At 66.8% G+C, this 26,371-nt stretch carries 26 protein-coding genes; 20 read left to right on the plus strand and 6 right to left on the minus strand.

Annotated features, from left to right (window positions below; all coding sequences use genetic code 11):
• The first annotated feature begins 45 nt into the window (after nucleotides 1–45).
• The 3 genes from ACN0WF_RS05450 to ACN0WF_RS05460 all read left to right on the plus strand — a co-directional run bounded on the left by ACN0WF_RS05450 (nucleotide 46) and on the right by ACN0WF_RS05460 (nucleotide 3,105).
• Complete coding sequence (locus ACN0WF_RS05450) at nucleotides 46–1,122, plus strand: C4-dicarboxylate TRAP transporter substrate-binding protein (protein WP_417771785.1); 1,077 nt, start codon at nucleotides 46–48, stop codon at nucleotides 1,120–1,122.
• Nucleotides 1,123–1,186: 64 nt separating this feature from the next.
• Entirely contained in the window at nucleotides 1,187–1,786 is a 600-nt protein-coding gene (locus ACN0WF_RS05455; RefSeq protein ID WP_417771786.1) for a TRAP transporter small permease subunit, read from the plus strand.
• The gene (locus ACN0WF_RS05460) at nucleotides 1,783–3,105 is read left to right on the plus strand and encodes a TRAP transporter large permease (RefSeq protein ID WP_417771787.1); all 1,323 of its coding nucleotides are present in this window, start codon (nucleotides 1,783–1,785) and stop codon (nucleotides 3,103–3,105) included. Before ACN0WF_RS05455 ends, ACN0WF_RS05460 begins: the two co-directional genes overlap by 4 nt.
• Before the next feature lie 24 nt (nucleotides 3,106–3,129).
• Here the strand turns inward: ACN0WF_RS05460 and ACN0WF_RS05465 are convergent, their stop codons facing one another.
• From ACN0WF_RS05465 to ACN0WF_RS05480, 4 genes are read right to left on the minus strand one after another with little or no spacing between them, the layout of a single operon-like run.
• The gene (locus ACN0WF_RS05465) at nucleotides 3,130–4,167 is read right to left on the minus strand and encodes an NAD(P)-dependent alcohol dehydrogenase (RefSeq protein WP_417771788.1); all 1,038 of its coding nucleotides are present in this window, start codon (nucleotides 4,165–4,167) and stop codon (nucleotides 3,130–3,132) included.
• A gap of 24 nt (nucleotides 4,168–4,191) precedes the next feature.
• Nucleotides 4,192–4,953, minus strand: coding sequence for an SDR family NAD(P)-dependent oxidoreductase (locus ACN0WF_RS05470; protein ID WP_417771789.1), 762 nt, complete (start codon nucleotides 4,951–4,953; stop codon nucleotides 4,192–4,194).
• A gap of 29 nt (nucleotides 4,954–4,982) precedes the next feature.
• Nucleotides 4,983–5,942, minus strand: coding sequence for a C-terminal binding protein (locus ACN0WF_RS05475; RefSeq protein ID WP_417771790.1), 960 nt, complete (start codon nucleotides 5,940–5,942; stop codon nucleotides 4,983–4,985).
• Nucleotides 5,939–7,084, minus strand: coding sequence for a fumarylacetoacetate hydrolase family protein (locus ACN0WF_RS05480; protein WP_417771791.1), 1,146 nt, complete (start codon nucleotides 7,082–7,084; stop codon nucleotides 5,939–5,941). Before ACN0WF_RS05480 ends, ACN0WF_RS05475 begins: the two co-directional genes overlap by 4 nt.
• 249 nt (nucleotides 7,085–7,333) lie before the next feature.
• Here ACN0WF_RS05480 and ACN0WF_RS05485 point away from each other — a divergent pair, with 249 nt between their 5' ends.
• From ACN0WF_RS05485 to ACN0WF_RS05540, 12 genes are all read left to right on the plus strand, one after another.
• Nucleotides 7,334–8,800 (plus strand): NAD-dependent succinate-semialdehyde dehydrogenase, encoded by a 1,467-nt coding sequence (locus ACN0WF_RS05485; protein ID WP_417771792.1) that lies wholly within the window; start codon nucleotides 7,334–7,336, stop codon nucleotides 8,798–8,800.
• Nucleotide 8,801: 1 nt separating this feature from the next.
• On the plus strand, nucleotides 8,802–10,319 hold the full coding sequence (gene xylB, locus ACN0WF_RS05490; protein WP_417771793.1) for a xylulokinase: 1,518 nt from the start codon (nucleotides 8,802–8,804) through the stop codon (nucleotides 10,317–10,319).
• Between the two features lie 28 nt (nucleotides 10,320–10,347).
• Nucleotides 10,348–11,022, plus strand: a complete 675-nt coding sequence (gene gph / locus ACN0WF_RS05495) for a phosphoglycolate phosphatase (RefSeq protein ID WP_417771794.1) — start codon at nucleotides 10,348–10,350, stop codon at nucleotides 11,020–11,022.
• Between the two features lie 20 nt (nucleotides 11,023–11,042).
• Nucleotides 11,043–11,882 carry a MurR/RpiR family transcriptional regulator gene (locus tag ACN0WF_RS05500; RefSeq protein WP_417771795.1) on the plus strand — a complete coding sequence of 280 codons (840 nt, stop codon included), beginning with the start codon at nucleotides 11,043–11,045 and terminating at the stop codon, nucleotides 11,880–11,882.
• Between the two features lie 45 nt (nucleotides 11,883–11,927).
• Entirely contained in the window at nucleotides 11,928–12,632 is a 705-nt protein-coding gene (rpiA, locus tag ACN0WF_RS05505; protein WP_417771796.1) for a ribose 5-phosphate isomerase A, read from the plus strand.
• 248 nt (nucleotides 12,633–12,880) lie between these two features.
• Nucleotides 12,881–13,945, plus strand: coding sequence for a sugar ABC transporter substrate-binding protein (locus ACN0WF_RS05510; RefSeq protein WP_417771797.1), 1,065 nt, complete (start codon nucleotides 12,881–12,883; stop codon nucleotides 13,943–13,945).
• Between the two features lie 90 nt (nucleotides 13,946–14,035).
• Nucleotides 14,036–15,550: a sugar ABC transporter ATP-binding protein gene (locus ACN0WF_RS05515; RefSeq protein ID WP_417771798.1), complete on the plus strand. Its 1,515-nt coding sequence runs from the start codon at nucleotides 14,036–14,038 to the stop codon at nucleotides 15,548–15,550.
• A 22-nt stretch (nucleotides 15,551–15,572) separates the two neighbouring features.
• On the plus strand, nucleotides 15,573–16,571 hold the full coding sequence (locus tag ACN0WF_RS05520) for an ABC transporter permease (RefSeq protein WP_417771799.1): 999 nt from the start codon (nucleotides 15,573–15,575) through the stop codon (nucleotides 16,569–16,571).
• A 344-nt stretch (nucleotides 16,572–16,915) separates the two neighbouring features.
• Complete coding sequence (locus ACN0WF_RS05525; RefSeq protein ID WP_417771800.1) at nucleotides 16,916–17,980, plus strand: ABC transporter ATP-binding protein; 1,065 nt, start codon at nucleotides 16,916–16,918, stop codon at nucleotides 17,978–17,980.
• 124 nt (nucleotides 17,981–18,104) lie between these two features.
• Nucleotides 18,105–19,421 (plus strand): ABC transporter substrate-binding protein, encoded by a 1,317-nt coding sequence (locus ACN0WF_RS05530; RefSeq protein ID WP_417771801.1) that lies wholly within the window; start codon nucleotides 18,105–18,107, stop codon nucleotides 19,419–19,421.
• 140 nt (nucleotides 19,422–19,561) lie between these two features.
• Nucleotides 19,562–20,494 carry a carbohydrate ABC transporter permease gene (locus tag ACN0WF_RS05535; protein WP_417771802.1) on the plus strand — a complete coding sequence of 311 codons (933 nt, stop codon included), beginning with the start codon at nucleotides 19,562–19,564 and terminating at the stop codon, nucleotides 20,492–20,494.
• A 14-nt stretch (nucleotides 20,495–20,508) separates the two neighbouring features.
• Nucleotides 20,509–21,414 carry a carbohydrate ABC transporter permease gene (locus tag ACN0WF_RS05540; RefSeq protein ID WP_417771803.1) on the plus strand — a complete coding sequence of 302 codons (906 nt, stop codon included), beginning with the start codon at nucleotides 20,509–20,511 and terminating at the stop codon, nucleotides 21,412–21,414.
• 88 nt (nucleotides 21,415–21,502) lie between these two features.
• Here the strand turns inward: ACN0WF_RS05540 and ACN0WF_RS05545 are convergent, their stop codons facing one another.
• Nucleotides 21,503–21,880: an MAPEG family protein gene (locus ACN0WF_RS05545; RefSeq protein ID WP_417771804.1), complete on the minus strand. Its 378-nt coding sequence runs from the start codon at nucleotides 21,878–21,880 to the stop codon at nucleotides 21,503–21,505.
• A 137-nt stretch (nucleotides 21,881–22,017) separates the two neighbouring features.
• Here ACN0WF_RS05545 and ACN0WF_RS05550 point away from each other — a divergent pair, with 137 nt between their 5' ends.
• Together ACN0WF_RS05550 and ACN0WF_RS05555 are read left to right on the plus strand one after the other, a co-directional pair.
• Nucleotides 22,018–22,365 carry a carboxymuconolactone decarboxylase family protein gene (locus ACN0WF_RS05550; protein WP_417771805.1) on the plus strand — a complete coding sequence of 116 codons (348 nt, stop codon included), beginning with the start codon at nucleotides 22,018–22,020 and terminating at the stop codon, nucleotides 22,363–22,365.
• 215 nt (nucleotides 22,366–22,580) lie between these two features.
• Nucleotides 22,581–23,030 carry a low molecular weight phosphatase family protein gene (locus tag ACN0WF_RS05555; protein WP_417771806.1) on the plus strand — a complete coding sequence of 150 codons (450 nt, stop codon included), beginning with the start codon at nucleotides 22,581–22,583 and terminating at the stop codon, nucleotides 23,028–23,030.
• Between the two features lie 49 nt (nucleotides 23,031–23,079).
• Here ACN0WF_RS05555 and ACN0WF_RS05560 read toward each other — a convergent pair whose 3' ends face one another.
• Entirely contained in the window at nucleotides 23,080–23,652 is a 573-nt protein-coding gene (locus ACN0WF_RS05560; RefSeq protein ID WP_417771807.1) for a GNAT family N-acetyltransferase, read from the minus strand.
• A 298-nt stretch (nucleotides 23,653–23,950) separates the two neighbouring features.
• On the opposite strand from ACN0WF_RS05560, the gene ACN0WF_RS05565 reads away from it, so the two are divergent.
• From ACN0WF_RS05565 to zapE, 3 genes are all read left to right on the plus strand, one after another.
• Entirely contained in the window at nucleotides 23,951–24,520 is a 570-nt protein-coding gene (locus ACN0WF_RS05565) for a protease inhibitor Inh/omp19 family protein (RefSeq protein WP_417771808.1), read from the plus strand.
• 33 nt (nucleotides 24,521–24,553) lie between these two features.
• Complete coding sequence (locus ACN0WF_RS05570) at nucleotides 24,554–24,982, plus strand: carboxymuconolactone decarboxylase family protein (RefSeq protein ID WP_417771809.1); 429 nt, start codon at nucleotides 24,554–24,556, stop codon at nucleotides 24,980–24,982.
• Between the two features lie 185 nt (nucleotides 24,983–25,167).
• A complete protein-coding gene (gene zapE / locus ACN0WF_RS05575) occupies nucleotides 25,168–26,343 on the plus strand; it encodes a cell division protein ZapE (protein ID WP_417771810.1) in 1,176 nt (391 codons plus the stop codon).
• The last annotated feature ends 28 nt before the right edge of the window (nucleotides 26,344–26,371 follow it).

Below are 26,371 nucleotides of genomic sequence, written 5' to 3' on the forward strand. Positions count from 1 at the left end.
CAGAAGGGGAGCGATGATTAGGAACGCAAGATGGAGGAAAACCGCATGAAGTCCTGCAAGGCCCTGTTGGCCGCAACGGCGCTCCTGTCGCTCTCCGCGACGGCCGCCTCCGCACTCGAGGAAATCAACCTCACCATCGCCTCGAGCCATCCCACGACCATTCACTGGGTCGGCGTGATGGACGAGGTGTTCAAGCCGGCGGTGAACCGCCTTCTGGAGGAAGAGGGTTCGGATTACCGCATCGTCTGGACGGAGGCCTACGGCGGGTCGCTCTACAAGTACCGGGAGACGCTGAGTGCGGTTGCCAACAACCTCACCGACATCGGCTGGATCGGCACCTTGTGGGAAAGCTCGTCGCTGCCGTTGCAGAACGTCACCTATTTCGCGCCCTTCGCCACCGACGATCTCGCCACGGTGCTTTCTGTCGTCGACAGCATTCAGGAGGAGTTCCCGGAGATCACCGCGACCTGGGAGCAGAACAATGTCGTCTTCCTCGGCGGCGCCGGCACGGACAGCTACGACCTGCTGACGAATTTCCCGGTCAACTCGGTCGCCGACCTCGACGGGCGCAAGATCTCCGCGCCCGGCGTTTCGGCGACCTGGCTCGAGGGTACCGGCGCCATCCCCGTCGATGGCGGGCTGACCACCTACTACACCGATATCCAGACCGGCGTTTCCGAGGGCACGCTGTCCTTTGCCACCGGCATCCTGCCGACCAAGGTGCATGAGGTTGCCCCCTACATCACCAGGGTCAACATCGGTGCCATGTATCTCGGTGCCGTGGGCATGAACAAGGACCGGTTCGACAGCATGCCGGAGGATGTCCAGAAGGCCATCGTCGCCGCCGGCAAGCTCTACCGTGACGCGCTGGCGAAACAGATCACCGAGAACAGCGCGGCGGCCATGGCGCAGATGGAGAAGGAGGGGGCGAAGATCAGCACCCTTCCCGAGGCCGAGCGCAAGAAGTGGGTCGATGGCCTGCCAGACATCGCCGCCAAATGGGTGGAGACCAACGAGGCCGCCGGCCTGCCGGCGAAGCTCGTGATGCGGGAGTACATGTCCCGCCTCAAGGCCGCCGGCAAGGAGCCCGCCCGCGACTGGTCGGCCGGTCTCACGGACTGATCAAGGAACGAACCAACGTGCCTCCGCGCGGCCACGGCCGCGCGGAGGCAAACCGGGGGAAGAGATGACCAGCGAGATTTCACAGGCGGGCAAGACGCCGCCGGCCGCGCGAAAGAGCCTGCCCGCGCGGCTGCTTGCGGGCGCGCTCAGCGCCCTGTCCTGGCTCGGCGGCATCTGGCTGGTGGCGTTGATGGCGCTCATCTGCTGCGACGTGATCGGGCGGTCCTTCTTCAACGCGCCGATCACCGGCGTCGCCGAGATCGCGTCCTTCTCGATCATCGGCATCGTCAGCCTGCAGCTTCCCGAGACGATCCTGCACAACCGGCTGACGCGCACCGATCTCGTCATCGCGCCGCTGGGCGCGCGCTTTCCCGCGGCAGCCGGTCTGCTTGAGGCGCTGTTCGCGCTCGCCGGCCTCGCCGTCTTCGCGGTGACGCTCGGCGGCAGCATCGGCTTTCTGGAAAAGAGCATCGCGACGTCCGAGTTCTATGGCGTGCAGGGGGTCTTCACCTTTCCGACCTGGCCGGTGCGGCTGATGCTTGTCACCGGGCTCGCCGCGTCGGCGCTCGCCTTCACCGTCCGCATCTGGGTGTCGCTGACGGCCGTCGGCCGGGGCCGCGCGGACGCCACGTATGCCGCATCGGCACAGGAGGAGCGGTCGTGAGCGCGCTTGAAATCGGACTGGTCCTCATCGCCCTGTTGCTGCCGCTGATCCTCGTCGGCCTGCACATCGGCGTTGCGCTCATGCTGCTGTCCTTCGTCGGCGTCTGGCTGATGCGCGGCAATTTCGACCTGGCGACGCGGCTCATGTCGCTGACCTTCTACGGCGGCATTTCCGACTACATCTTCGCCACCATCCCGATGTTCGTGCTGATGGGACTGTTGATCAGCATCTCGAACGTCGGCAAGGACACGTTCGACGTGGCCGAATGGGCGCTGCGCAAGGTCAAGGGCGGGCTCGGCGTCGCCACGGTCGCCTCCAACACGGTGTTTGCTGCCGTCACCGGCATTTCCATCGCCTCGGCGGCGGTCTTCACCCGCGTCGCGGTACCGGAGATGATCCGCCACGGCTACCAGCCCCGCTTCGCCGTCGGCGCGGTCGCCGGCAGTTCGATCCTTGGCATGCTGATCCCGCCGAGCCTGCTGCTGATCATCTACGGGGTGCTTGCCGAGGAATCCATCGGCCGCATGTTTCTTGCCGGCCTCATTCCCGGCCTGATCATGGCGCTTGCCTTCATCGCCATGATCCTGTTTGTCGCCCGCTTCCTGCCGGGTTCGGTGATCGTGCCCGGCCACCAGGTGAAGATCGAGCACAGCGAGACCCTCGGCTCGGCCCTGCGCAAGCTCTTCCCGCTCGCCGCGCTCGTCGTCCTGGTGCTCGGCGGCCTCTACAGCGGCTATTTCACGCCGACGGAGGCCGGCGCCGTGGGGGCTGCCGGCGCGCTGGTGGTGACGCTGCTGCGCGGCCGGCTGACGGGTGCGAACAGCCGCCAGATCATCCGCGAGACCGGCTATATCTCCGTCGGCATCCTGTTTCTGCTGATTGCCGCGGGCACCTATTCGCGCATGCTGACCATGGCCGGCATCCCGATGGAAGTCGGCCGGCTGATCGGCGAACTCGGCCTGGGGGCCTACGGCTTCCTCGCCGTCTATGTGCTGCTGGTGCTGCTTCTCGGCATGATCCTCGACAGCACCTCGATCCTGCTGATCGTGGTGCCGATCGCCGCTCCCATCGCCAAGTCGCTGGGGCTCGACCTGATCCACTTCGGCATCATCACGGTCATCGCCGTCGAGATCGGCCTGCTGACGCCGCCCTTCGGCATTTCCGCCTTCACGGTGAAATCCTCGCTCGATGACGACCGGATCAAGGTCGAGACGATCTTTCTCGGGGCGGCCCCCTATGTGGGGATCATGCTCGCCGTTCTGGTGCTGATCGCACTGGTGCCGGCGACGACCACGTGGCTCGCCCGCGGGCTGATGTAGCGCGCGGGCGTCCGGTGCGCGGGCTCAGGCGAAGGCGATCTGGATCTTGACGTCGTCGGGGCGGGCGGCATCGGCGCGCTCGAAGGCGGCGATGCTGTCCCCGAACGGATAGGTCGCCGACACCAGCGGTTTGACGTCGATGCGGCCGCTGGCCATCAGCGCCACCGCGCGGTCGTAGACATTGGCGTAGCGAAACACCGTCGCCACCGCGATCTCGCGCAGCTGCAGCGAGACGATATCGATCGGAACCGGGCCGGTGGGCATGCCGATGCAGGTGAGCGTGCCGCCCGGGCGCACCAGGGCTGCGACCTCCGAAAAGGCGGCGGCCGCGCCGGAACACTCGAACATCGCGTCGACGCCCCATCCGCCGGTCGCCGCTCGCACGGCTCCGGCAAGCGTGCCTTCGTGCGCGGCGACCGGCACGATCCCGTCGTAGCGTGCCGCGATCTCCAGCTTCGCCGCGGCCGGATCGTAGACGAGCACGCGCGCGCAGCCGGCGGCCAGGGCCGACAGCGCGGTGAGGATGCCGATCGGGCCGGCGCCGGTGACAAGCGCCACGTCGCCAGCCTTGACCGGCGTCTTCATCATCGCCTGCAACCCGACGGCGAGCGGCTCTACCATCGCCCCTTCGGCATGGCTGACGTTTTCCGGAAGCCGGTAGCACAGGTCCGCCGGATGGATCACTTCCGGCGTCAGGCATCCGTGGTCGGGCGGCGTCGCCCAGAAGGTGAGGGAGGGGTCGAGATTGTAGAGCCCTATCCGGCTTTCCCGGCTGGCGAAGTCGGGCACGCCCGGCTCGATGCAGACCCTGTCGCCGACCGCGAGCCTGCTCACTTCCGCTCCGCATTCCAGCACCGTACCGGCGCCCTCATGGCCGAGAACCATAGGATTCTCGACGACGAAGGGGCCGATGCGGCCGTACCGGTAATAGTGGATGTCGCTGCCGCACACGCCGACCACATCCATGCGAATGCGCACGTCGCGGGGGCCGAGTGTCCAGCCGAGGTCGATGTCGCGCAGCCGAAGCTCGCGTGCGCGCTCCAGAACGAGGGCAAGGGGCATGAGGGCCTCCCGGGGTGTCTTGCGTCAGATGCAGGTGTAGCCGGCGTCGGCGCGCACGATGGCGCCGGTCATCAGGCTCGAGGCGTCGGAGGCGAGGAACTGGACGATGGAGCCGATCTCCTCCGGCTGGCCCATGCGCCCGCCCGGCGTCAGGTCGATCCAGCGCTCGATCAGCCCCGGCTGGCTCTCCAGCCCGTCGAGCAGCGGTGTCGCCACATAGGTCGGCGCGACGGCGTTGACCCGCACGCCCCGCGTTGCCCATTCGACGGCGAGCGAGCGGGTCAGATGGTGCACGCCGGCCTTGGAGGCGTTGTAGTGGCACTGCGGTTGCGGCGTGTTGACGATGTCGCCGGACATGGAGCCGATGTTGACGATGGAACCGCGACCGGCCGCCAGCATGCGCCGGCCGAACGCCCGGCAGGTCTTGAAGACGCCGGTCAGATTGACGTCGATCACCTTCTGCCATTCGTCGTCGCTCATGTCCTGCGCCGGCACGTTGGAGACGATGCCGGCGTTGCAGACGAGAATGTCGAGCGGCTCCAGCGCGGCCGCCAGGTCGTCGAGCCGGGCGCTGTCGGTGACATCGAGGGCGGCGGCGCTGGCGATTGCCCCGCCCGCCCGCAGCGTTTCGGCCCGGGCCTCGGCCCGTGCGGCGTCGATGTCGGTGACGATCACCCGCGCTCCGGTCTCCGCCAGCGCCGCCGCGCAGGCGGCGCCGATGCCCTGGCCCGCGCCGGTGACGAGCGCCAGCTTGCCGGTAAGATCAAGTCTCGAACGATAGGTCATCGCCCCTCCCTCGGGTGGTTCGGCAGGTTTCAGGTCAGCGCGCAGCGCAGCTGCTCGCCGCGCAGCGCGCGCATCGCCTCCTCGGCGGCCAGTTGCTGCAGTCGGCGCACGGAGGCATCGGAATAGAAGGCCGCATGCGGCGACAGGATCGCGTTCGGGGCCTTGCGCAGGGCCGCATCCGGCGCCAGCGGCTCGGTCTCGAACACGTCGAGCCCGGCGCCGGCGAGATGTCCTGAGGACAGGCTCGCCGCCAGTGCGTCGTCGTCGACGAGGCCGCCGCGCGACACGTTGATCAGGATCGCGCCGCGCTTCATGCGCGCCAGCGCCTTCGCGTCGATGACGTGGCGCGTCTCGGGGGTGAGCGGCACATGCAGCGACAGGATGTCGGCACGCGCGATCAGCGCGTCGCGCGGCACCGGCTCGATGCCGCGTGCCTCGGCCTCGCGGTTGCTCACATAGGGGTCATGGCCGATGAGCGCACAGCCGAAGCCCGCCATCCGCCGGGCGAAGGCCTGGGCGATGCGGCCCATGCCGAGAATGCCGACGGTGGCCTGGCGCAGCGAGGGAACCGCCTCCACCATGGCACCGATCCGCCAGTCGCCGGCGCGGATGCCGGCGTCGAAGGCGCGAAGACGGCGGGCGAGCGCCAGCGCCAGCGCCGCCGCGTGGTCGGCAACCTCCTCGATGCCGTAGTCCGGAACGTTGCAGACACGCACACCGAGCTGGCGGGCCGCCTCCAGGTCGACATTGTCGGTGCCGACCCCGTAGCGAACCACCGTGGCGCCGGGGGCAAGGCCGGCGAGCACCCGCCGCGTCATTGGCGCGAAATTGTTGAGCACGACCTGCGCGCCTCCGGTGGCGGCGAGTGTCTGCGCCTCGTCGGCGCACTGGTTGTCGCTGAAGTTGGCGCCGCATGCCTCGGCGGCCGCGCGTTCCTGCGCGGTGCCGCCGAAGGACTGGTCGGTGACGACGAGACGCTTCTTGCTCACGAGCCGCTCCGCCGCGCGATGTCGCGCATCGCCTGGCGCAGGCCGTAGGTCCAGGGCCGCGCCTTGTCGGAAGTGGTCACCGTGTTGCGCAGCGTGCCGAGAAGCGGGGTCGAGATCTCGACCACATCGCCGGGCCGGTGGGTGAAGCCCGAGCCGGGCTCCGCCCGGTCCTGCGTCGGGGCGAACATGGTGCCGAGGAAGAGGACGAAGCCATCGGGGTACTGGTGGCAGGCATTGAGCGTCTGGCGCACGAGCTCCGCCGGCTTGCGGCTGATCTCGGCCATGTCCGAGTGCCCCTCCATGACGAAGCCGTCCTGGCCGGTGACCTTGAGGGCGATCGTCGCCCGCTCGATGTCGGCAAGCGCGAACTCCGCGTCGAAGAGGCGGATGAAGGGGCCGAGCGCGCAGGAGGCATTGTTGTCCTTGGCCTTGCCGAGCAGCAGGGCCGAGCGTCCCTCGACGTCGCGCAGATTGACGTCATTGCCGAGCGTCGCGCCGACGATGCCGCCGCGGCTGTCGACGGCAAGCACCACCTCGGGCTCCGGATTGTTCCAGGCGGAGATCGGGTTGATGCCGACCTCGGCACCGTGGCCGACGGCGGAAAGCACTTGCGACTTGGTGAAGACCTCGGCGTCGGGGCCGATGCCGACCTCAAGGTATTGCGACCACAGGCCCTCCGCCTGCAGCGCCGCCTTGACCTCCGCCGCCTTCTCCGATCCCGCCTCGATGTTCGACAGGCTGCCGCCGATGAGCGTGCCGATGCGCTGGCGGATCTCGTCGGCGCGTGCCGGATCGCCGGCGGTGCGCTCGTCGATGACGCGCTCGATCATGCTCTGGGCGAAAGTCACGCCACAGGCTTTCAGCGGCTGGAAGTCACAGGGCGCGAGCAGGCAGTCGCGTGCGGCGCCGTACCCGATATCGGCAGGGTCGAGGAGGAATTTCTCGATCCCTCCGATGTCCTCGCCCTCCAGCGTGTCGAAGCGGCCGGCCGGATCGTTGTCGAGAAAATCGGCGACGCTGGTCACCGCGTTGGTGACGTCGATGACGCGGCCTGCGCGCAGGATCGCCACGGCCGGCGCGCCGAGGTCGGCGCGCCAGACGCGGCCGACGAGGCGCGCGGCGTCCGGAAAGTCTGGCAGCATGGGAGTCTCCTCTGATTTTGTAGTAAAACTATTTATGTAGCGTTTGGAAAGTCAAGCGGACTTGTCATGGGGCATCTGAATTTTTTCGATCTCCTCGTTTTTGTTTGAATTAAAAGGATTATTTTCATTTTTGCGCTGATCGAGCCAGCGTGCTGGGCGGTTGTGTCAGGGTGGGTCTTGCAAAAATGTAGTAATCCTATATTTCTGGAAAAAACAGGATGCCATGCGCTGTGGCCGGGAGGAATGCGAATGCCGTGTGAGGATGTTGCCGATCTGGGCGGGATGATCTTTGTCGAGGGAGCCTTCCGGCCAGGTGCCGGTCCCCGCGTCGCGGTCGAGAATCCCGCGACCGGAGAGGTGATCGGTCACATAGCGGCATCGACGGCGGAAGAGATCGAGGCGGCCGTTGCCGCCGCGCGTCGGGCCTTCCACCCCTGGGCAGGCCTGCCGGCGCGCCGGCGCGCCGAGGTGCTGCACAGGCTCGGCGACCTGATCGGCGCGGACGCGGACGCCATGGCGCGCATCATGACGCTGGAGCAGGGCAAGCCCGTCAACGAGGCGCGGGGCGAGATCCTGAAGCTTGCCGAGGCCTGTCACTTCTATGCCGAGGAAGCGGTGCGCGTGCATGGGGAGATAGTGCCCAATGACCAGCCCGGCTTCCAGAGCCTGGTGGTGCGCGAGCCGATTGGCGTCGTCGGCGCGATCACGCCATGGAACTATCCGGCGGAACTCGTGGGCTGGAAGCTCTGCGGTGCGCTTGCCGCCGGCTGCACCATCGTCATCAAGCCGGCCGAGCTCACCCCCTTCACGGCGCTTGCCATCGCGGCGAAGGTGGCCGCGGCCGGCATTCCCGCCGGCGTGGTCAATGTCCTGACCGGCAAGGGCTCGGTCGTCGGGCAGGCGCTGGTGGAACATCCGGGCGTCGACAAGATCGCCTTCACCGGCTCGAGCGCGGTTGGCCTTCACATTCAGCAAAGCTGCCCGCAGGTGAAGCGCCTGTCGCTGGAGCTTGGCGGCAACTGTCCGATGATCGTGACGGCGGCCGCCGATCTCGATGCGGCGGTCAAGGGCGCGGCCCGGCGCTCCTTCCGCAACATGGGGCAGATCTGCATCGCTATCAATCGCATCTATGTGGCCCGGCCGGTCTATGATGCGTTCCTCGAGGGATTTGCCCGCGCCGCCGGCGCGCTGACAATCGGCAACGGCCTGGAGCGGCCCGACGCCGATCTCGGCGCGATGGCCTCGGCCGAGCCGCTTGCCAAGACCCGTGAGCATCTCTCCGATGCGCTGGACAAGGGCGCACGGCTCGTCGCCGGCGGAGCCGCGCCGCAGGGGGCGGAGTTCGCCAGCGGGCATTTCTTCCGGCCGACCATCGTCGCCGACTGCCGTCAGGACATGCTGGTCATGTCGCAGGAAACCTTTGGTCCGCTGGTCGGCGTTGCTCCCTTTGATACGCTCGACGAGGCCATCGCGCTGGCCAACGACACGCCCTACGGCCTTGCGGCCTATGCCTACACCCGTGATCTCGGTGAGGTTCAGCGCCTGTCCGCGCATCTCGACTACGGCAATGTGGCGCTCAATTCCGTCGACGCGGGCATCATGAACGCGCCCTATGGCGGGCGGAAGCAGAGCGGCGTCGGTTACGAACACGGCCGAGAGGGAATGCTGGAGTACTTCAACTTCAAGCATGTCCGCCTCTTCCACGGTGAGGTGTGAGATGGGCGAGGCACTGCTTGGCATCGATATCGGCACTTCCGCCTGCAAGGCGCTGCTGATCGGGCGCGACGGCGGCGTGATCGCCGCCGACACCGCAGCCTATCCCTTCGACCAGCCGCGACCCGGATGGACGGAGCAGGACCCGGCGCTCTGGGTTGAGGGCGCGCGCAAGGCGGTGGCCGGCGCCCTTGCCGCCGCGCCGGGCACGACGGTGCTCGCCGTCGGCCTGTCCGGGCAGATGCACGGGCTGACGCCGCTGGATGGCGAGCGAAAGGTGCTGCGCAAGGCGATCCTCTGGAACGACCAGCGCAACGGCGCGGAGTGCGAGGAGATCACGCAGGCCGCCGGCGGGCTCGAGGCGCTTCTGGCTGCGACCGGCAACCGGATGCTGGTCGGCTATACCGGCGGCAAGATCCTCTGGATGAAGCGGCACGAGCCGGACCTCTTCGCCCGGCTTCGCCATGTGCTCAATCCCAAGGACTACCTGCGTCTCGTCCTGACCGGAGAGATCGCGACCGAGGTCTCGGACGCATCCGGCACGGGTCTGTTCGACACCCGCCGACGGCGCTGGGCGACCGGGCTGATCGAGACGCTCGGCATCGACCCCGCCATCCTGCCGCCCTGTCACGAATCCCATGTGGTCAGCGGTCGGGTGAGCCACTCCGGTGCCGAACTCTTCGGTCTGCCCGCGGGCACGCCGGTCGTCGGCGGCGGTGGCGACAGCGTCATCCAGACCATCGGCTCGGGGGTGATCGCGCCCGGCGAGCTGCAGACGACCATCGGCACGGCGGGCATTCTCGCCGCCGCGCTCGACGCGCCCATCGACAGCGGCGACGGCCGTATCCAGGTGTTTTGCAACGTCAGCCCCGCGACGTGGCACGCCATGGGCGTGTCGCTCAACGCCGGTGGCGCGATGAGCTGGTTTCGCGAGGTTCTGCGCGGCTGGGGCAACGAGGCGTTCGATTTCGAGGAGATCGTGGCGCGCGCGGAAACCGCGCCGCCGGGCGCGCGCGGCCTTCTGTTCCTGCCCTATCTCAACGGCGAGCGCTGCCCTCATCCCGACCCGGCCGCGCGCGGCGCTCTCGTCGGCCTGACCGCGCGTCACGGCGCCGGCGACCTCGCCCGCGCCGTGATGGAGGGCGTGGTACACGCCTTTTACGACATGCACGGGTTGATGCGGGCAATGGGCATTCCCGGCCATCTCGTCAAGGCGTCGGGCGGTGGCGCCCGGTCCCTCCTGTGGCGGCAGATGCAGGCCGACCTCTTCGGCTGCGACGTGGTGACCTGCGAGGGGGCGGCGGAAGGCGCGGCCTTTGGCGCGGCCCTTGTCGCCGGTGTCGGAGCCGGTGTGTGGCCGGATGCGACGGCGGCGGCCGCGACGCTGCGCGAGCTGGCGCGCGAGACACCCGACCCCGGCGCGACAGCGATCTACCGGCGCGCCCACGATATCTACCAGGCGCTCTACCCCGCCCTTCACGACAGCCTTGCCGCGCTCGGCCATCCAGACCTTGACCCGTGACATGACGACCGAAAGGACCTCAGCGCGCATGCCAGGATACAGCGCCCTCATCTTCGATCTCGACGGCACGCTGATCGACAGCGCTCCGGATATCGCAGCCGCCATCAACGCTTGCTTCGCCGAACGCGGCTGGCCGGAACTGCCGGTCGCCTATGTCGAGAGTTTTCTCGGCAACGGCCCGCGCCGCCTCGTTGCCGACATCGTCGCCGACAAGGGGATTTCCGCTGGCGAGGACGAGATTACGTCGCTGCTTGCCGCCTATATCGCCGCCTATGGCGAAAGGCCAGCCGAGCGCACGCGCTTCTTTCCGCATGTGCGCGAGGATCTCGCCGAGCTCAGGCAGGCCGGTTTTCGCCTGGGCATCTGCACCAACAAGCCGCATGCGCTCACCGGCCGCATTCTCGAGCTCCTCGGCCTCGCGCCGCTCTTCGACGCGGTGCTCGGCGCCGACGCGGTGCCGGCCTGCAAGCCTGATCCAGGGCATCTTCTCGCGGTGGCGGAGCGCATGGGGCTTGCGCCCGGCTCCTTCGCGTATATCGGGGACACGCCGGTCGACCGAAACACCGCCCGGAGCGCCGGGGTGCCGTTCTTCGTCGTGCCCTGGGGCGGCGGGCCCGAGGTCGATGTGCCGGCGCAGGCGCGGCTCGCGCGCCTCTCGGATCTCTTGGCATATCGACCGGACCCGGCGGTAACGCCCGCGTGACCGCAGACAGGGAGACACTCGTGACCATCAGCCTTCTTCAGCGGATCCAGCAGGAGCGCGACGGCATGGGCGCCGCCGAGAAGCGCGTGGCCGATTTCATCAGCTCGGTGCCGGGCGACGTCATCCATATGAGCATGGCGCGGCTCTCGGAGAACTGCTCCGTCAGCGATCCGACGATCATCCGTTTTTGCCGCCGCTTCGGCTTCGACGGCTACCAGGATTTCAAGCTCAACCTGGCGCAGAGCCTGGTTCCCTCGGCGCCCTTCGCCTATGAGCAGATCGTCGCGCGCGACGGCATCGACAACATCGTCCGCAAGACCTGCCGCAATTCGCTCAACGCGATACAGCGGGTTCTGGAGGATCTGGTTCCCCAGCAGGTCGAGGATGCGGCCGGCCTTCTGCGCGCCGGCACCTGGACCGGCATCTATGCGACCGGCATTTCCGAGGTGACGGCGATCGATGCCGAGCACAAGTTCCAGCGCCTCGGCATGCGCTGCGCCGCCGTCGTTGGACGCAAGAAGCAGTGGATGCATGCCGAGGCCTCGCGCCCCGGCGAGGTGGCGCTGATCTTCTCCCAGTCCGGCCACACCAAGCAGATGGTGGAGATCGCCATCGCCGCCCGGGCGGGTGGCGCGCGCGTCGTTTCCATCACCGCCGCCGACAGCCCGCTTGCCCGCGTCACCGACGCCCTCGTCGCCGTGCTCCCCTACGACCGCACGGAACTGATGACGCCGCTTGCCTCGCGGCTGAACCACCATCTCGTCGTCAACATGCTGGTCACGGCCATCGCGGTCATGAGCGGCAGCGAGTTTCCCGACCAGTTGCCAGCGCTCGACAGCTGGCAGACGGACAAGATCTGACGCGGGGCTTCACCCGCGCGCCCCAACATCACGGAAAGGTTGCCCATGTCGGCTCAGGATGAAGCAAAGAAGATTGCCGGACGCAGGGTCATCGAGGAATTCGTGCGCGACGGCATGAAGCTCGGGCTCGGCTCGGGCACCACGTCGCATTTCTTCGTGCGCGAACTCGGCAAGCATGTCGCCGGCGGCCTGCGCCTGACCTGCACCACCACCTCGCGTTCGACCATCGACGTCGCCCGCGAGGTCGGTATCGCCATCACCGACCCGAACGACATCGGCGAGATCGACCTTACCATCGACGGCCCCGACGAGATCGACCGCGACTTCAACATGATCAAGGGCGGTGGCGCCTGCCTGTTGTGGGAGAAGATCGTCGCCCATGCCTCGAAGCGGATGATCACCGTGTGCGACGAGAGCAAGATCGTCGACCGGCTCGGGGCGTTTCCGCTGCCGGTCGAGGTGGTCCAGTTCGCCTGGAAGCAGACCGAGCGGATGGTGGCGGGCGCGCTTGCCTCCAATGGCGTCGGCGATGCCGCGATCGCCCGGCGCATGCGCGACGGCCAGCCTGTGGTGACCGACAGCGGCAATTTCATCCTCGATTGCGCCTGTGGCGTCATTCCTGTTCCCGCGGCGCTCGAACTGGAGCTGAACCGCATCCCCGGCGTTGTCGAGAACGGCCTCTTCACGCGCGAATCCGCCGGCATGGTCGTCGGCTGCTTCGACGGCACGTCCTACGTTCGCATGCGATAATGTAGTAAAACTCAATTAATCGCCGCCTGATCAATCAGGTGGCGCGAAATTGCAGATAATTTCCATTTCTTGTTGATCTTTCCGAATGTTTTCGGAAGGGGCGGGTGGATTTTGTCTCGGGGTTGAGCTTTGAGCATCGGCAGAAATGCTATGGATCGCAGGGCTTTTTCTTGACAGCTCAACAAAAAATATAGCAAAACTACATCAGCCATTGTCCAAGGGAGGAAATGATGGTGACGGATTGGAAAATGACGCGCCGGAGCGTTCTGGCAGGTGGTGCCGCGTTGGGGATGACGGCGCTTGCGGGGGGCACGCTGCGTGCCCAGGACCGCGTCTTCATTCCCTACAGCAACAAGAGCCTCGACTATTATTTCTTCGTCATCCAGGAGGAGGCGGTGAAGCGGGCGGTGCAGGGGCGTTCCTGGGAATTCCAGGCGACCAACGCCAACTTCGACAACACCCGCCAGCTCGAGCAGTGGCAGAGCCTGATGCTCTCCCAGCCCTCGGCCATTGTCTCCGACCCCATCGACAGCCAGGCGATCGCCAGCTCGATCCGTCGCTACAACCGCCAGAACATCCCGGTGGCGATCATCGACACGCCGGCGGACGGCGGCGATGTCGCGATCACCGTCAGCTTCGACAATCACATCGGCGGCGTGATGGCGGCGCGGGAGATCATCAAGCGTCTCGTCGAGCGCCATGGCAGCCCGAAGGGCAAGGTGCTGAACTGCTACGGCGCCCTGGCCAGCGTTGCCTGGCGTCAGCGCAAGGAAGGCATGGACGAGGAGTTCGCCAAGTATCCCGACATCACCTATATCGCGCGCCCGACCGAGGGACAGCTCGAGCAGATGCTATCGGTGACGCTGGCGACGCTCTCCGAGCATCCCGATCTCGACGCGGTGCACGCGCCGAGCGACTCGCCCTCGCGCGGCATCGTCACCGCCCTTCAGCAGAAGGACCGCTGGAAGAAGGTCGGCGAGGACGGCCACGTCATCTTCGTCAACATCGACGGCGAGCCGATCGCGTTGAAATGGATCCAGGAGGGCTACATGGATGCCTGCGTCTCGCAGGACCCGATTGCCTATGGCGAGATCGCGGTGGAGATGCTGGCGAAACATGCGCTCAAGGGCGAGGCGGTGCCGCTCGGCGCCTATGAAAACGACAAGTACTTCTGGGAAAAGGGTGAGATCGTCGACGGCAAGACCGGCCCGACGCTGATCATTCCGCCCTTCGTGATCGACGGCTCCAACGCCTCCGATCCGCGTCACTGGGGCGCGGTGGCGGAAAAGGAATGGGGCATTCCCTACACCTGATCGGCCGTGCACGTGTTCCCCTTGTCCCGTCGCGGCCCGGCCGCGGCGGGGCGTCCCGCTCCGCACCGTCTCGTGAAGAAGGCAATCCCCATGACGACACCAGGCGCGAATTCCGCTTCGGAAGGCGATGCGGTGCTGCGTGTCGAGAACCTCGGCAAGACCTACGGCCATCAGGCGGCGCTGCAGGGCGTCAGCCTCGAGATCCGGCGTGGAACGATCCACGGGCTTCTGGGAGAAAACGGCGCGGGCAAGAGTACGCTCGTCGGCATCGTCTCCGGCCAGCGCACCCCGACCTCGGGCCGGATCTTTCTGAACGGGCGCGAGATCGTCGGCTCAAGCGTCGGCGACATGGAAGAGGCGGGCGTCTTTCTCGTCACCCAGGAGCCGATGATCATCGACCACATGACTGCGGCGGAGAACCTCTTCCTCGGCATCTGGCCGTCGCGCGGCGGCCTCGTCAACTGGCGGCGGCTGAAGGGCGAGGCAGCGCGCATGCTCGAGGGGTCGGGCATCGATCCGGGTGCGCTCGCCGGGCGGCTGAACGCCGTGGCGCGGCGCAAGCTCAACATCCTGCGCGCCATGTTTTCCGGCGGCCGGGTGATCATCCTCGACGAGCCGACGGCGGCGCTCACGGTGCCCGACCGGCGGCAGCTTTTCGATTTCATGCGCCGGCTAAAGAATGAGGGCGTCACCTTCATCTTCATCTCGCATTACAACGACGAGATCCTCGAGATCTGCGATGCGGTCTCGGTGCTGCGCGACGGCCGCCTGGCGGGCGGGTCGCAGAGCGTGGCGGACATGACATCCTCGCAGTTGTCCGAGCTGGTTCTGGGACGCGGTCTCGATCTCTTCCAGCGCGAGCGGAGAAGTTTCCCGCGCACGCGCCCCGCCGTGGCCCTGCGCGACATTCGCGCCGCCGACGTCGACGTCGCGGCGCTCGATCTGTGGCCGGGCGAGATCGTCGGTTTCACCGGCCTGCCCGGTGCCGGCGCCAAGGAGCTTGCCCGTGTGCTTTTCGGCCTGCACGCGGTCGGGGGCGGGAGCATCGCCTTCGACGGCGGCGCCCGCGAGCCGATGCCGCGCGATCCGCGTGAGGCCTTCGACCGGCGGATTGCCTATCTCTCCGACGACAGGCGCCGCGATGGCGCTGTCGGCGGCATGTCGATCGCCGCGAATATCGCCCTGTCCTCGCTTGGCGCCCGCGCCCGGTTCGGCTTCATCGACCAGGCGGCGGAGGAGCGCGTCAGTCTCGACTATTTCCGACGCATGGGCATCAAGGCGGCGACCCCCGCGGCTCCCGTCGACACACTGAGCGGCGGCAACCAGCAGAAGGTCTGCCTGGGGCGGGTGCTTGCGACGCAGCCGCGGCTGCTCATTCTCGACGAGCCGACGCGCGGCATCGACGTCGGCGTCAAGCAGGATGTGCTGCGCATCATCGACGAACTGAGCCGCGAGGGGCTTTGCGTCATCATCGTGTCGACAGACACGGACGAACTTGTCCGCGCCGTCGACCGGGTGTGTGTCTTCCGCGACGGGCGGGTCCACGAGACGCTGACCGGCGACCGGATCTCCAACGAAGAACTGCGCGCCGTGGCCCAGGCCTGAGGCGATGGAACGAGGAAACGTCATGACGAACGCTGATACAGCGCTCCCGAGCGCGCCCGCGCAGGCCGGCCGGGACCGGATGCGCCGCAATGTCGGCTGGGTCCTGCACAATGTGGTCTGGATCTGGCTCGTCGCCCTCGTGCTCGGTTTCGGCCTGTTCAACGAGTTCTTCCTGAGCGTGCTGAACCTCCAGAACATCATGGTCCAGGCCACGGTTCTCGGCATGCTCGGCCTCGCCGTGGCGCTGCCGCTGATGGTCGCCGAGATCGACCTTTCGATCCCGGCCAACCTCGGTTTCTCCTCCGCGCTCGGGGTGCTGGCCTATTCCGATCTCGGCCTGCCATGGTTTCCCGCCATGCTGCTCGGCGTTGCGGCGGCGACCTTCGTCGGCTTCTTCAACGGCCTGTGCATCACCCGCCTGCGCATGGTTTCGCTGATCCAGACCCTGTCGATGATGATCATCCTGCAAGGCGCGCTGCTGGCGCTCACGCAGGGCCGGACGCTGACCAACATGGCCGACGGTTACGTCTGGATCGGCCAGGCGGCGATCGACCGCTGGCCGGTCATGCCGCTGATCTTCGTTGCCGCCCTCCTCGGCGTCGGCGTCATGCTGCGCTACACGGTGCTCGGCCGCTCCATCTATGCCGTCGGCGGCAATCCGGTCGCCTCCAACTCCGCCGGCATCCGCGTCGCCCGCACCAAGATCATCGCCTACACGCTCTCCGGGTTTCTGGCCGGCGTCGGCGGCTTCCTGCTTGCCTCCTGGCAGATGGCGATCACCTCGAACCAGGGCTCGAGCTACCTGCTCTATGCCATCGCCGCGCCGATCATTGGCGGCGTCAGCGTCTTCGGCGGGCGCGGCAACGTGCTCGGCGTGCTCGGTGGCGTGCTGCTCCTGACGGTGATCCAGGTGGGGCTGGCGATCGTCTCCGTGCCCTCCTTCTACGTCGGCATGATCGGCGGCCTGATGATCTTCATCGCCGTGGCCATCGACGCGCTGCGCGTGCGCTATTTCGGCTGAGCGCCACCCGTCTCCCTCTCTCCCTACTTCCTGCAGGAAACGAAAGACGCCGGGGCCGCGTGGTCCGGCGTCTTTCGCGTTTCTACACGCCGCGCCGGCGACTCCTGCCGGCGCGTTTTCGCGTCCGGCCAACACGGTTTTACGGGGGGAGAACGCAGGCGATCCGCCTCCCTGATCGCCGCCGAATGCTGTTTGCGAGACATTGAAATCAATCTCTGCATACGTTGATTCATGTCGTATTGCCGCGCATTAGGGCGTGAAACAAAAAGAAAAATCCGCTGTTGCGCTGGGGAAGGAATGCGGACACTATGACTTAATGAATACATTAAGGAGGGAGGACCTTAATGGCCCCAGTGACATTTCGAGATGTGCGCAAGGCGTTTGGGCAAGTGGAGGTGCTGCACGGCGTCTCGGTGGACATCGAGGAGGGGCAGTTCGTCGTTCTCGTTGGCCCTTCGGGATGCGGGAAATCGACACTTCTGCGGATGTTGGCAGGCCTTGAGCATATCAGCTCCGGCGAAATCCTGATCGGCGACCGGGTGGTCAATGACCTGCCGCCGAAGGACCGGGACATCGCCATGGTGTTCCAGAACTACGCACTCTACCCTCACATCACCGTGGCGGAGAACATGGGCTTCTCGCTCATGCTCAAGGGTGCGTCGAAGAGCGAGATCGCCGCCAAGGTTGCGCCGGCGGCGGAAATCCTCGGCCTCACCCATCTGCTCGAACGCTATCCGCGGCAATTGTCCGGCGGCCAGCGCCAGCGCGTCGCCATGGGTCGCGCCATCGTGCGCGATCCGCAGGTGTTCCTGTTCGACGAGCCGTTGTCCAATCTCGACGCCAAGCTGCGCGTTTCCATGCGCACCGAGATCAAGAACCTGCACCAGCGGCTGAAGACGACCACCGTCTATGTCACCCACGACCAGATCGAGGCCATGACCATGGCCGACAAGATCGTCGTCATGCACGACGGCATCGTCGAGCAGGTGGGCGAGCCGCTGGAGCTTTACGACCGGCCGGCGAACCTGTTTGTCGCCGGCTTCATCGGATCGCCGGCCATGAACATGGCGCCGGGCCGTCTCGATGACGCCGACCGGGGCGTGTTTGTCACCCGCGGAGGGCAGCGCATCGCCGTTGCCGCGCCGGGGGCGGCGGAGCCTGGCCGCGATCTCGTTTGCGGGATCCGGCCCGAGGCGATCCATCTGGGCGGCGACGTCGCGCTCACCGTGGAGGTGGTGGAGCCGACGGGATCGGAAACCCATGTGGTCGCCAAGATGGATGACGTCGAGGTCACCTGCGTCTTCAGGGAGCGCATTACCGCGCGGCCCGGCGAGACGCTGAAGATCTCCATCGATCCGCAAGCCGTGCATCTCTTCGACGCGGAAGGGGGCAAGCGGCTTTCGGCGTGATGGATTCCGCGCGTTTGGGAGGACGCGCGGCAAGAGGCGGGCACGATTGCGCCCGCCACCCAGGCGGCGGCAGACCGCCGGCGCGTCCATCCGGACGGCGCCAAAGTCAGGAGGAGACGTTGCAATGACGATTGATCGCAGGACATTTCTTTCCGGAACAGCCACCCTTGCCCTTGGAGGCGCCCTGGCCGGCTCGCTCGGTTCGCGCCACGCGCTCGCGCAGGCCGCCGCCGCGGCCTTCAAGCCGGAGGAGGGAGCATCCCTTCGCCTGCTGCGCTGGGTCCCCTTCGTCAAGGGCGAGGAAGAGGCGTGGAACAACAACACCAAGGCCTTCACCGAGGCGACGGGCGTCGAGGTGCGCATCGACCAGGAAAGCTGGGAGGACGTGCGTCCGAAGGCCGCCGTCGCCGCCAACGTCGGCTCGGGCCCGGACATGGTGATGACGTGGTTCGATGATCCGTTCCAGTATCCCGACAAGCTGGTCGACGTGACGGATCTGGCGACCGCGCTCGGCGAGCAGTATGGCGGCTGGTATGACGGCCTTGCCGGCTATGCCAAGCAGGGCGATCGCTTCATCGCGGTGCCGCTTTGCGCCATCGGCAACGCCATCTGCTACCGCGACAGCCACATGAAGGCGGCCGGCTTCGACGAGTTCCCGACCGACACCGACGGCTTCCTGGCGCTCTGCAAGGCGCTCAACGAGAAGGGCACCCCGGCCGGCTTCCCGCATGGCAAGGCCGTCGGCGACGGCAACAACTATGCCCACTGGCTGCTGTGGAGCCACGGCGGCATGACCGTCGACGAGAACGGCAAGGTGGCGATCGACAGCCCGGAGACGCGGGCGGCGATCGAATACGCCAAGGCGCTCTACGCGACCTTCATTCCGGGCACCGAAAGCTGGCTCGACATCAACAACAACCGCGCGTTCCTCGCCGGCCAGGTGTCGCTGACGGCGAACGGCGTGTCGCTCTACTACGCCGCGACCAAGGACCCGGCGCTGAAGGAGATCGCCGACGACATCCGCACGACCAACCTGCCGGTCGGCCCGGTGGGCAAGTCGGTGGAGCTGCACCAGACCTCGACGCTGTCGATCTTCAAGCACTGCAAGTTCCCGAACGCGGCCAAGGCCTACCTGAACTTCATGTATCAGGCGGACCAGATGAACGCCTGGCTCGAGGGCGCCAGCGCCTATTGCTGCCAGCCGCTCAAGGCCTTCGCGGCCAATCCGGTGTGGACCTCGAACCCGATCCACGCGCCCTACGCGAAGGCGTCGGAATCGCTGCGTCCGAACGGCTATGCCGGCCCGCTCGGCCCGGCATCGGCGGGCGTCATGGCCGACTATGTGGTCGTCGACATGTTCGCCGAGGCCGTCACCGGCCAGCGCTCGACGGACGAGGCGATTGCCAACGCCGCGCGCCGCATCGCCCGCTACTACCGCTGATGCGGGACGCCCGGGCGGGCCGTTCGCCCGCCCGGGCGCCGGGGCCTTCCGAGGGGGCCGGCGTCGTCAGCCGGACCGGTTCCCTCGGCTGACCGACATCGCGACCTGACCGACAACGCGTAACGAAAGGCGTCCTGCCAATGTCCGACATTCGGCCTGAGCGCTCGGCCTCGATCTTCCGGTGGCTCTTCGAAAGCCGCAACGGGCTCGGCCTCCTGTTCATGCTGCCGGCGGTGATCTTCCTGCTGTGCTTCCTGACCTATCCGCTGGGCCTGGGCGTCTGGCTCGGGTTCACGGACACACGCATCGGCCGCGCCGGCGTCTTCATCGGGCTGGAAAACTACCAGTGGCTGTCGGGCGACCCGATCTTCTGGCTGGCGGTGTACAACACGCTGCTCTACACGGTCGTCGCCTCGGTGCTGAAATTCGCGCTCGGCCTCTGGCTGGCGCTGATCCTCAACAACCACCTGCCGTTCAAGACCTTCTTCCGCGCCGTTCTGCTGCTGCCCTGGGTGGTGCCGACGGTGCTCTCGGCGATGGCTTTCTGGTGGATCTACGACAGCCAGTTCTCGATCATTTCCTATGTGCTGCTGGAGCTTGGCTGGATCGACCAGCCGATCAACTTCCTCGGCGATCCCAACAACGCGCGCGCCTCGGTGATTGCCGCCAACGTCTGGCGGGGCATTCCCTTCGTGGCGATCTCGCTGCTGGCCGGGCTGCAGACCATCCCGCAGTCGCTGAACGAGGCGGCCGCCCTTGACGGGGCCACCTCCTGGCAGCGCTTCACCAAGATCACGCTGCCGCTGCTTTCACCGATCATCGCGGTGGTGATGACCTTCTCGGTGCTGTTCACCTTCACCGATTTCCAGCTCATCTACGTGCTCACCCGCGGCGGTCCGGTCAACGCGACCCACCTGATGGCGACCCTGTCTTTCCAGCGCGCCATTCCCGGCGGCCAGCTGGGCGAGGGCGCGGCCATCGCGGTCGCCATGATTCCCTTCCTGCTCGGCGCCATCCTGTTCAGCTATCTCGGGCTGCAGCGGCGCAAGTGGCAGCAGGGCGGCGGCGATTGAGGAGAGGCGACACGATGTCCGATCACACGACCCCCGAGAGCTCCGCCACCGTGCATGCCGACAATGTCGAGGGCCTGGCGCAGTTCAACACGCTGCCACGGCGCATCCTGACGATCTATCTGCCGCTGGGCTGCTTCGTCTTCGTGATGCTGTTCCCCTTCTACTGGATGGCGATCACGGCGGTGAAGCCGAACCACCAGCTCACCGACTACACGAACTACAGCCCGTTCTGGGTGGTCAAGCCGACCCTGGAGCACATCAAGTTCCTGCTGTTCGAAACGTCCTACCCCGGCTGGCTGTGGAACACGATGCTGGTGTCGGTCGCCTCCACCGTGATCTCGCTGTTTGCGTCGGTGTTTGCCGCCTACGCCATCGAGAGGGTGCGTTTCACCGGGGCGCGGGTGACGGGGCTGCTGATCTTCCTGGCCTATCTGGTGCCTCCGTCGATCCTGTTCATCCCGCTTGCCTTCATCGTCTTCCAGGTCGGCATCTTCGACAGCAAGCTGGCGCTGATCCTGACCTACCCGACGTTCCTGATCCCGTTCTGCACCTGGCTGCTGATGGGCTACTTCCGCACTATCCCCTTCGAGCTGGAGGAGAGCGCGCTGGTCGACGGGGCGAGCCGCTGGCAGATCCTGACCAAGGTGATCCTGCCGCTGGCGGTGCCGGGGCTGATCTCGGCCGGCATCTTCGCCTTCACCCTGTCGTGGAACGAGTTCATCTACGCGCTCACCTTCATCTCCTCCTCGGAGAACAAGACGGTGCCGGTCGGCGTGCTGACCGAGCTGGTGCGCGGCGACATCTACGAATGGGGAGCGCTGATGTCCGGCGCGTTGCTGGGCTCGCTGCCGGTGGTGATCCTCTATTCGTTCTTCGTCGACTACTACGTCTCGTCGATGACCGGCGCGGTGAAGGAATAGGGCGCGGGCAAGCCTTGCGCACGGACCCGCCCGCCGGAAGGAGATCCCTTTCCGGCGGGCGGGTCCGCAGCGGGTTGCCGGTCTGGCGTCAGCTCCACACGGGGCTTGTGAAGATCGCCAGCGTCGAGGCGAAGCCGACCGCCCAAGCGAGCGAGCGCGGCGTTGCCCGGTCGCTCCAGTAGCAGAAGACATAGACCAGGCGCATGGCGATGAAGAGCGCGGCGAGGCTGTCGATCCACTCCGCGTCGCCGCCCTGGCCGAGACCGACGATCACCGCCACGGCAAACATGGGAAACGCTTCGAAGCCGTTGGCCTGGGCGCCGGCGGCGCGCGCGCGGAAACCGTCCTTCCAGTAGGCCGGATCGCGCGGACGGTTGTTGTCGTAGTCCTTCGAGAGCTTCGCCGGAAAGACCGAGAGCAGCGGCAGTACCGCGGCAACGAGAACGCACCAGAGGGCGAAGGGCATAGGGTGTACCTTTCCTGCTGTGAGGGGGGCGCCCGCGCGGTGCATCCGATTGATCCAGCGCAAGGCGTCCCGGCGGGTCGTGCGGTCATAGTCCCCGCCATGGGGCGACGTGCAACCAGAATTCGGAGTTTCAGGCCATGGCAGTCAGCGACTGGCAATCCTTCATCACCCAGACCGACAAGCGCATGGGCGAGCTGCGCGGCGGCATTCCCGGCGTCGCCAAGGGGTTTCACGAGATCGCGCGGGCGGCGATCGCCGGCGGCGCGCTTGATTCCAAGACCAAGGAACTGATGGCGCTGGCGATCGGCATCGCCGCGCGCTGTGACGGGTGCCTGGCCTATCACGCCAAGGCCTCGGCCAAATACGGCGCCACCCGTGAGGAGATCATGGAGACGATCGGCGTCGCCGTCTACATGGGCGGCGGACCGTCGATGATCTATGGCGCGGAGGCGCTCGCCGCCTATGACGCCTTCTGCGAGGAGTGAGAGGCGCGGCTTTGCGGCCGCGCCTTGACGCCGGACTGCCGGGGCGGGGAGCGAGCTTCTCACCCTTGGCAATCCTGCGGAGGCTGATTTGAATGCCCCGGGATTGCCATCAAGCCTTTCGGATCTCGTCACAATCCCGTCTCCGACGACGCCTAGAACCTGCCTCGCGAGGCGGGGGCGATTCGGGAGCCAAGCGGCAAGGAGTGACGATGCCGATGACGGTCTTGTTCCTGTGCGATGACAACGCCAGGCTCAGTCCCATGGCGGAGGCCTATCTGAACACCGTCGGGGAAGGGCGTATCCGTGCCTTTTCCGCCGGAATCGCGCCGGCTCCGGCGCTTGCGTACGGCGTGGTGCATGTTCTTGGCGAAAGCGGCATCGAGGATGCCGAGCTGGAGCCCAAGAGCTGGGAGCTCTTTTGCCTGCCGCATGCGCCGGTGCCGGATGTCGTCGTCGGGTTGACGCCGGCGGCCCTCTATTCGACACGCAAGGCCTGGCCGGTCGCGACCAGGCTGCTTGACTGGCGCCTGGGCGCCGAGGCGACCGGCAGGCTGGTTGGCAAGGAAGCCCTGCGCGCCGCCTTCCGCCGCCTGCGCGGCGCCATCGACACGGGCCTTGCCGGCGATCTCTTCGGGCCAGCCGGCCTCGCCATGCCGGCTGCCTGAGCCGGCGATACGACGCATGCCGGGCGGGATCCTTTCGCCCGGCCGCCTCTCATCCGCGCGGCTGCGGCCGCACGCCGTCGATCATCTCCGAGACCGCGCCGAAGAGATCCGCGATCTGCTCGCGCAGCAGGCTGAACGGCGAGGCCGAATGCTGGGCGATGTGGCAGACCACATCTCCCATCTCGAAGGTCAGATCGTTGGAGAACTTGCGCGCGAGCTGCTGCATCGCCCGGTTCGTGGCGAGGCAGTTCATCAGGATGTGGCTGCACCCGCGATTGCGCGCCGCGATCAGCGTCAGCTCCATCAGCCGCGTGCCGACACCCGATTGCTGGAAGCCGCGCTCGACCGAGAAGGCAGCCTCTGCGGCTTCTCCCTCGCCGATGGAGCGCAATTCGGCAACCGCGCGCAGCGTGCCCTGCAGGAAGTAGCCATGGATCACCGTTCCGAGCGTGAAGCTGGTCTCGGCATAGCAGCGCAGGAACGGATCGCTGGCGATCATGGCAAAGCGGGCCCGGCGCGCGTCCGGATCGAGGCGCAGCAGGTGATCGCGAAATTGTGGTTGGTCGGCGTAGGAGAGTTTGCGGAAGTATCCGGCTGTTACGGGGTCATGCACTTGCGTCATGCGGTGCTCCTGGCGTTTACAGGCACCGCTCCTCGGGTCTCCCCAGACCTTTGCTCATGTATCGCCGATCACTGCGGCGGATTCGTGGCCGTACCCCGCTCTCCTCCTCCTTACGAAAACGTCAGGGCCATCATTTGGTCCCAATCTGCTGCCCCTCATGCGGGCCGTCAACGATTTGGTTACCAAAAAAGAACAACACTTGAGATGATCGTTAATGGCGGCGAAGCGGTTGGAGGGGCCCGATCGGTCTCCTCGCGCGCACGCCGGGCAAGACCAGACCGAGCAAGGATAGTCCATCATGATCCGTTCCGTCCGCGCCTCCGCGCCTCTGGCGACAGCGCTGTGCCTGACCGTCGCGCTGGCCGGCTGCCAGCGTCTCGGCTACGGCAGCAGCCGTCCGGCGCCGCTGCCCGCGACGCCGACGGCCCCCGTCTCCAGCCAGTCTCTCGAACCGCTCGATCCGACCTATGGCGCGCAGGGCCAGCAGGGGCAGCTCGGCGTCGACGGTGCTCCGCTCGACGGTGCGGCGGGAACCGATGTCGCCTCCGTCGACCCGCTCGGCGGCGCCGCGCCGGCCTCGGCGCGCGAGATCGGCCGCTCCGACATGCTTGGCGGCTGGTCCGTCACCTCGGGCTCCGACAGTTGCAAGCTGTTCATGACGCTGACCACCTGGAGCGGCGGCTACCGCGCCAACTCGCGCGGCTGCGCCACCCCGCAGATGCAGACGATCTCGGCCTGGGACCTTCAGGGCAAGCAGGTGATCCTCAAGGACGCCGGCGGCACGACGGTGGCCGAGCTCTATGCGACCGGAGCCGAGAGCTTCTCGGGCCGCACCACGACGGGCCAGCCGATCCGCGTCTTCCGCTGATCAGCTGGTGCTTCTGTGGGGAGGGGAGAGAACATGTCCGTCTGGCCGCTTCTTGAGGATGACGAGATGCCGGCGCGCTCCGCCGCCGTCATCGATGACATCCGTGCCACCCGCAAGACCGACTTCATCAACAATTTCTGGCGGGTTCTGGCCAATGATCCGGCGCTTCTGGAGCGCACCTGGGCCAGCCTGAAGGACGTGATGGGGCCGGGCGTGCTCGATCCCAAGGTGAAGGAGATGCTTTATGTGGCCGTCTCCATCGCCAATTCCTGCGAGTATTGCATCCGCTCCCACACGGCGGCAGCCCGCGCCAAAGGCATGAGCGAGGCCGAGCTCGGCGAACTCATGGCGATCGTCGGCATGGCAAGCGAGACCAACCGGCTGGCGATCGGCCTTCAGGTGCCCGTCGACGCCGCGTTCGGCGTGCCCTTCGCCGGTGCCCGCGAGCCGGACGCCGGCTAAGCGCCGGAGCGCGGGAGGCGGCCATGCCGTCCTTGCGCTTGCGTGCCCTCCCGCATGCGCGCTATCCAGCCACAAGTTCCAGCAATCCCCGAGGGTTCCGTGACCGTTCGATCCGATGACCGTTGCCGGCAGGCCTCGCGCCGTGCCGCTTTCCCGTGCGCCCACGCCCTTGCGGGGAGGGCACGATGAGCGCCGGCGGGATGCCCGGCGGCACGCTGCCCATCGCCCACACCGTTGCGGGGCGCTACGAGGCGCTGATCGCGGCCGGCGAGATCGAGCGGGACCCGGCGCAGACCGAGGTCGTGGCGGCGCTCGACAGGCTCAACATTCGCCTGGCGGAGACCGGACCGGTGTCGAAGAAGAGCGCGCTCGGCTGGCTTTTCGGCAAGCGCAAGGGCTCCGGCGAGCCGGTGCGCGGGCTTTACGTTTGGGGAAAGGTGGGCCGCGGCAAGACCATGCTGATGGACCTGTTCTTCAACGTCGCGGTGACGAAGAAGAAGCGGCGGGTACACTTCCACGAGTTCATGGCCGACGTGCATGAGCGCGTCTATGCGGTGCGCAACGCCATTCGCGACGGCAAGATCTCCGGCGACGATCCGATTCCGCCGGTCGCCGCCGCTCTCGCAGACGAAGTCCGGCTGCTGTGCTTCGACGAGTTCGCGGTGACGGACATTGCCGACGCGATGATCCTCGGCCGGCTGTTCACCCGGCTGTTCGAGCTCGGCGTGGTGGTCGTCGCGACCTCCAACGTCGATCCGGACGACCTCTACCGCGACGGCCTCAACCGGGGGCATTTCCTCGGGTTTGTCGAGCTTCTGAAGACGCGGGTCGACGTGGTCTGCCTGGATGCGCGCACCGACTACCGGATGGAGAAACTGGCCGGGGCGCCGCTCTACCTGACGCCGCTCGGGCCGCAGGCCGACGCGGCCGTCGATGCACTGTGGCGCAAGCTCACCCATGGGCTGCCCGTCCACAAGGAGGAGCTGGAGGCCAAGGGGCGGATCATTCCGGTCGAGCGCACGGCCGCCGGCGTTGCACGCTTTTCCTTCGCCGAATTGTGCGAGCGGCCGTTGGGCGCTGCGGACTACCAGCGCCTCGCGCATTCCTATCACACGTTCATCGTCGAGAACGTGCCGGTGATGGACCTGGCTCAGCGCAATGCCGCCAAGCGCTTCATCAACCTGGTGGATACGCTCTACAACACCCGCAACAAGCTGGTTGTCTCCGCCGCGGCCGAGCCGGACGGGCTCTATGTCGCCACCACAGGTACGGAATCCTTCGAGTTCGCCCGCACCGTCTCGCGGCTCGTGGAGATGCGTTCCGAAGCCTGGTTGAGCGATCCGGACGAGGCCGCCGGCTAGGCGTTCCGCCCTTCGATTAACTTGCACG

The organism is Stappia sp. (assembly GCF_048268045.1).
Classification (GTDB): Bacteria; Pseudomonadota; Alphaproteobacteria; order Rhizobiales; family Stappiaceae; genus Stappia.

Excerpts from the sequence above, each read along its gene's own strand:
- ACN0WF_RS05450 (WP_417771785.1), top strand. The coding sequence starts at position 46 with ATGAAGTCCTGCAAGGCCCTGTTGGCCGCAACGGCGCTCCTGTCGCTC.
- ACN0WF_RS05455 (WP_417771786.1), top strand. The coding sequence starts at position 1,187 with ATGACCAGCGAGATTTCACAGGCGGGCAAGACGCCGCCGGCCGCGCGA.
- ACN0WF_RS05465 (WP_417771788.1), bottom strand. The coding sequence starts at position 4,167 with ATGCCCCTTGCCCTCGTTCTGGAGCGCGCACGCGAGCTTCGGCTGCGC.
- ACN0WF_RS05470 (WP_417771789.1), bottom strand. The coding sequence starts at position 4,953 with ATGACCTATCGTTCGAGACTTGATCTTACCGGCAAGCTGGCGCTCGTC.
- ACN0WF_RS05480 (WP_417771791.1), bottom strand. The coding sequence starts at position 7,084 with ATGCTGCCAGACTTTCCGGACGCCGCGCGCCTCGTCGGCCGCGTCTGG.
- ACN0WF_RS05485 (WP_417771792.1), top strand. The coding sequence starts at position 7,334 with ATGCCGTGTGAGGATGTTGCCGATCTGGGCGGGATGATCTTTGTCGAG.
- xylB (WP_417771793.1), top strand. The coding sequence starts at position 8,802 with ATGGGCGAGGCACTGCTTGGCATCGATATCGGCACTTCCGCCTGCAAG.
- gph (WP_417771794.1), top strand. The coding sequence starts at position 10,348 with ATGCCAGGATACAGCGCCCTCATCTTCGATCTCGACGGCACGCTGATC.
- rpiA (WP_417771796.1), top strand. The coding sequence starts at position 11,928 with ATGTCGGCTCAGGATGAAGCAAAGAAGATTGCCGGACGCAGGGTCATC.
- ACN0WF_RS05510 (WP_417771797.1), top strand. The coding sequence starts at position 12,881 with ATGACGCGCCGGAGCGTTCTGGCAGGTGGTGCCGCGTTGGGGATGACG.
- ACN0WF_RS05515 (WP_417771798.1), top strand. The coding sequence starts at position 14,036 with ATGACGACACCAGGCGCGAATTCCGCTTCGGAAGGCGATGCGGTGCTG.
- ACN0WF_RS05520 (WP_417771799.1), top strand. The coding sequence starts at position 15,573 with ATGACGAACGCTGATACAGCGCTCCCGAGCGCGCCCGCGCAGGCCGGC.
- ACN0WF_RS05525 (WP_417771800.1), top strand. The coding sequence starts at position 16,916 with ATGGCCCCAGTGACATTTCGAGATGTGCGCAAGGCGTTTGGGCAAGTG.
- ACN0WF_RS05530 (WP_417771801.1), top strand. The coding sequence starts at position 18,105 with ATGACGATTGATCGCAGGACATTTCTTTCCGGAACAGCCACCCTTGCC.
- ACN0WF_RS05535 (WP_417771802.1), top strand. The coding sequence starts at position 19,562 with ATGTCCGACATTCGGCCTGAGCGCTCGGCCTCGATCTTCCGGTGGCTC.
- ACN0WF_RS05540 (WP_417771803.1), top strand. The coding sequence starts at position 20,509 with ATGTCCGATCACACGACCCCCGAGAGCTCCGCCACCGTGCATGCCGAC.
- ACN0WF_RS05545 (WP_417771804.1), bottom strand. The coding sequence starts at position 21,880 with ATGCCCTTCGCCCTCTGGTGCGTTCTCGTTGCCGCGGTACTGCCGCTG.
- ACN0WF_RS05550 (WP_417771805.1), top strand. The coding sequence starts at position 22,018 with ATGGCAGTCAGCGACTGGCAATCCTTCATCACCCAGACCGACAAGCGC.
- ACN0WF_RS05555 (WP_417771806.1), top strand. The coding sequence starts at position 22,581 with ATGACGGTCTTGTTCCTGTGCGATGACAACGCCAGGCTCAGTCCCATG.
- ACN0WF_RS05560 (WP_417771807.1), bottom strand. The coding sequence starts at position 23,652 with ATGACGCAAGTGCATGACCCCGTAACAGCCGGATACTTCCGCAAACTC.
- ACN0WF_RS05565 (WP_417771808.1), top strand. The coding sequence starts at position 23,951 with ATGATCCGTTCCGTCCGCGCCTCCGCGCCTCTGGCGACAGCGCTGTGC.
- ACN0WF_RS05570 (WP_417771809.1), top strand. The coding sequence starts at position 24,554 with ATGTCCGTCTGGCCGCTTCTTGAGGATGACGAGATGCCGGCGCGCTCC.
- zapE (WP_417771810.1), top strand. The coding sequence starts at position 25,168 with ATGAGCGCCGGCGGGATGCCCGGCGGCACGCTGCCCATCGCCCACACC.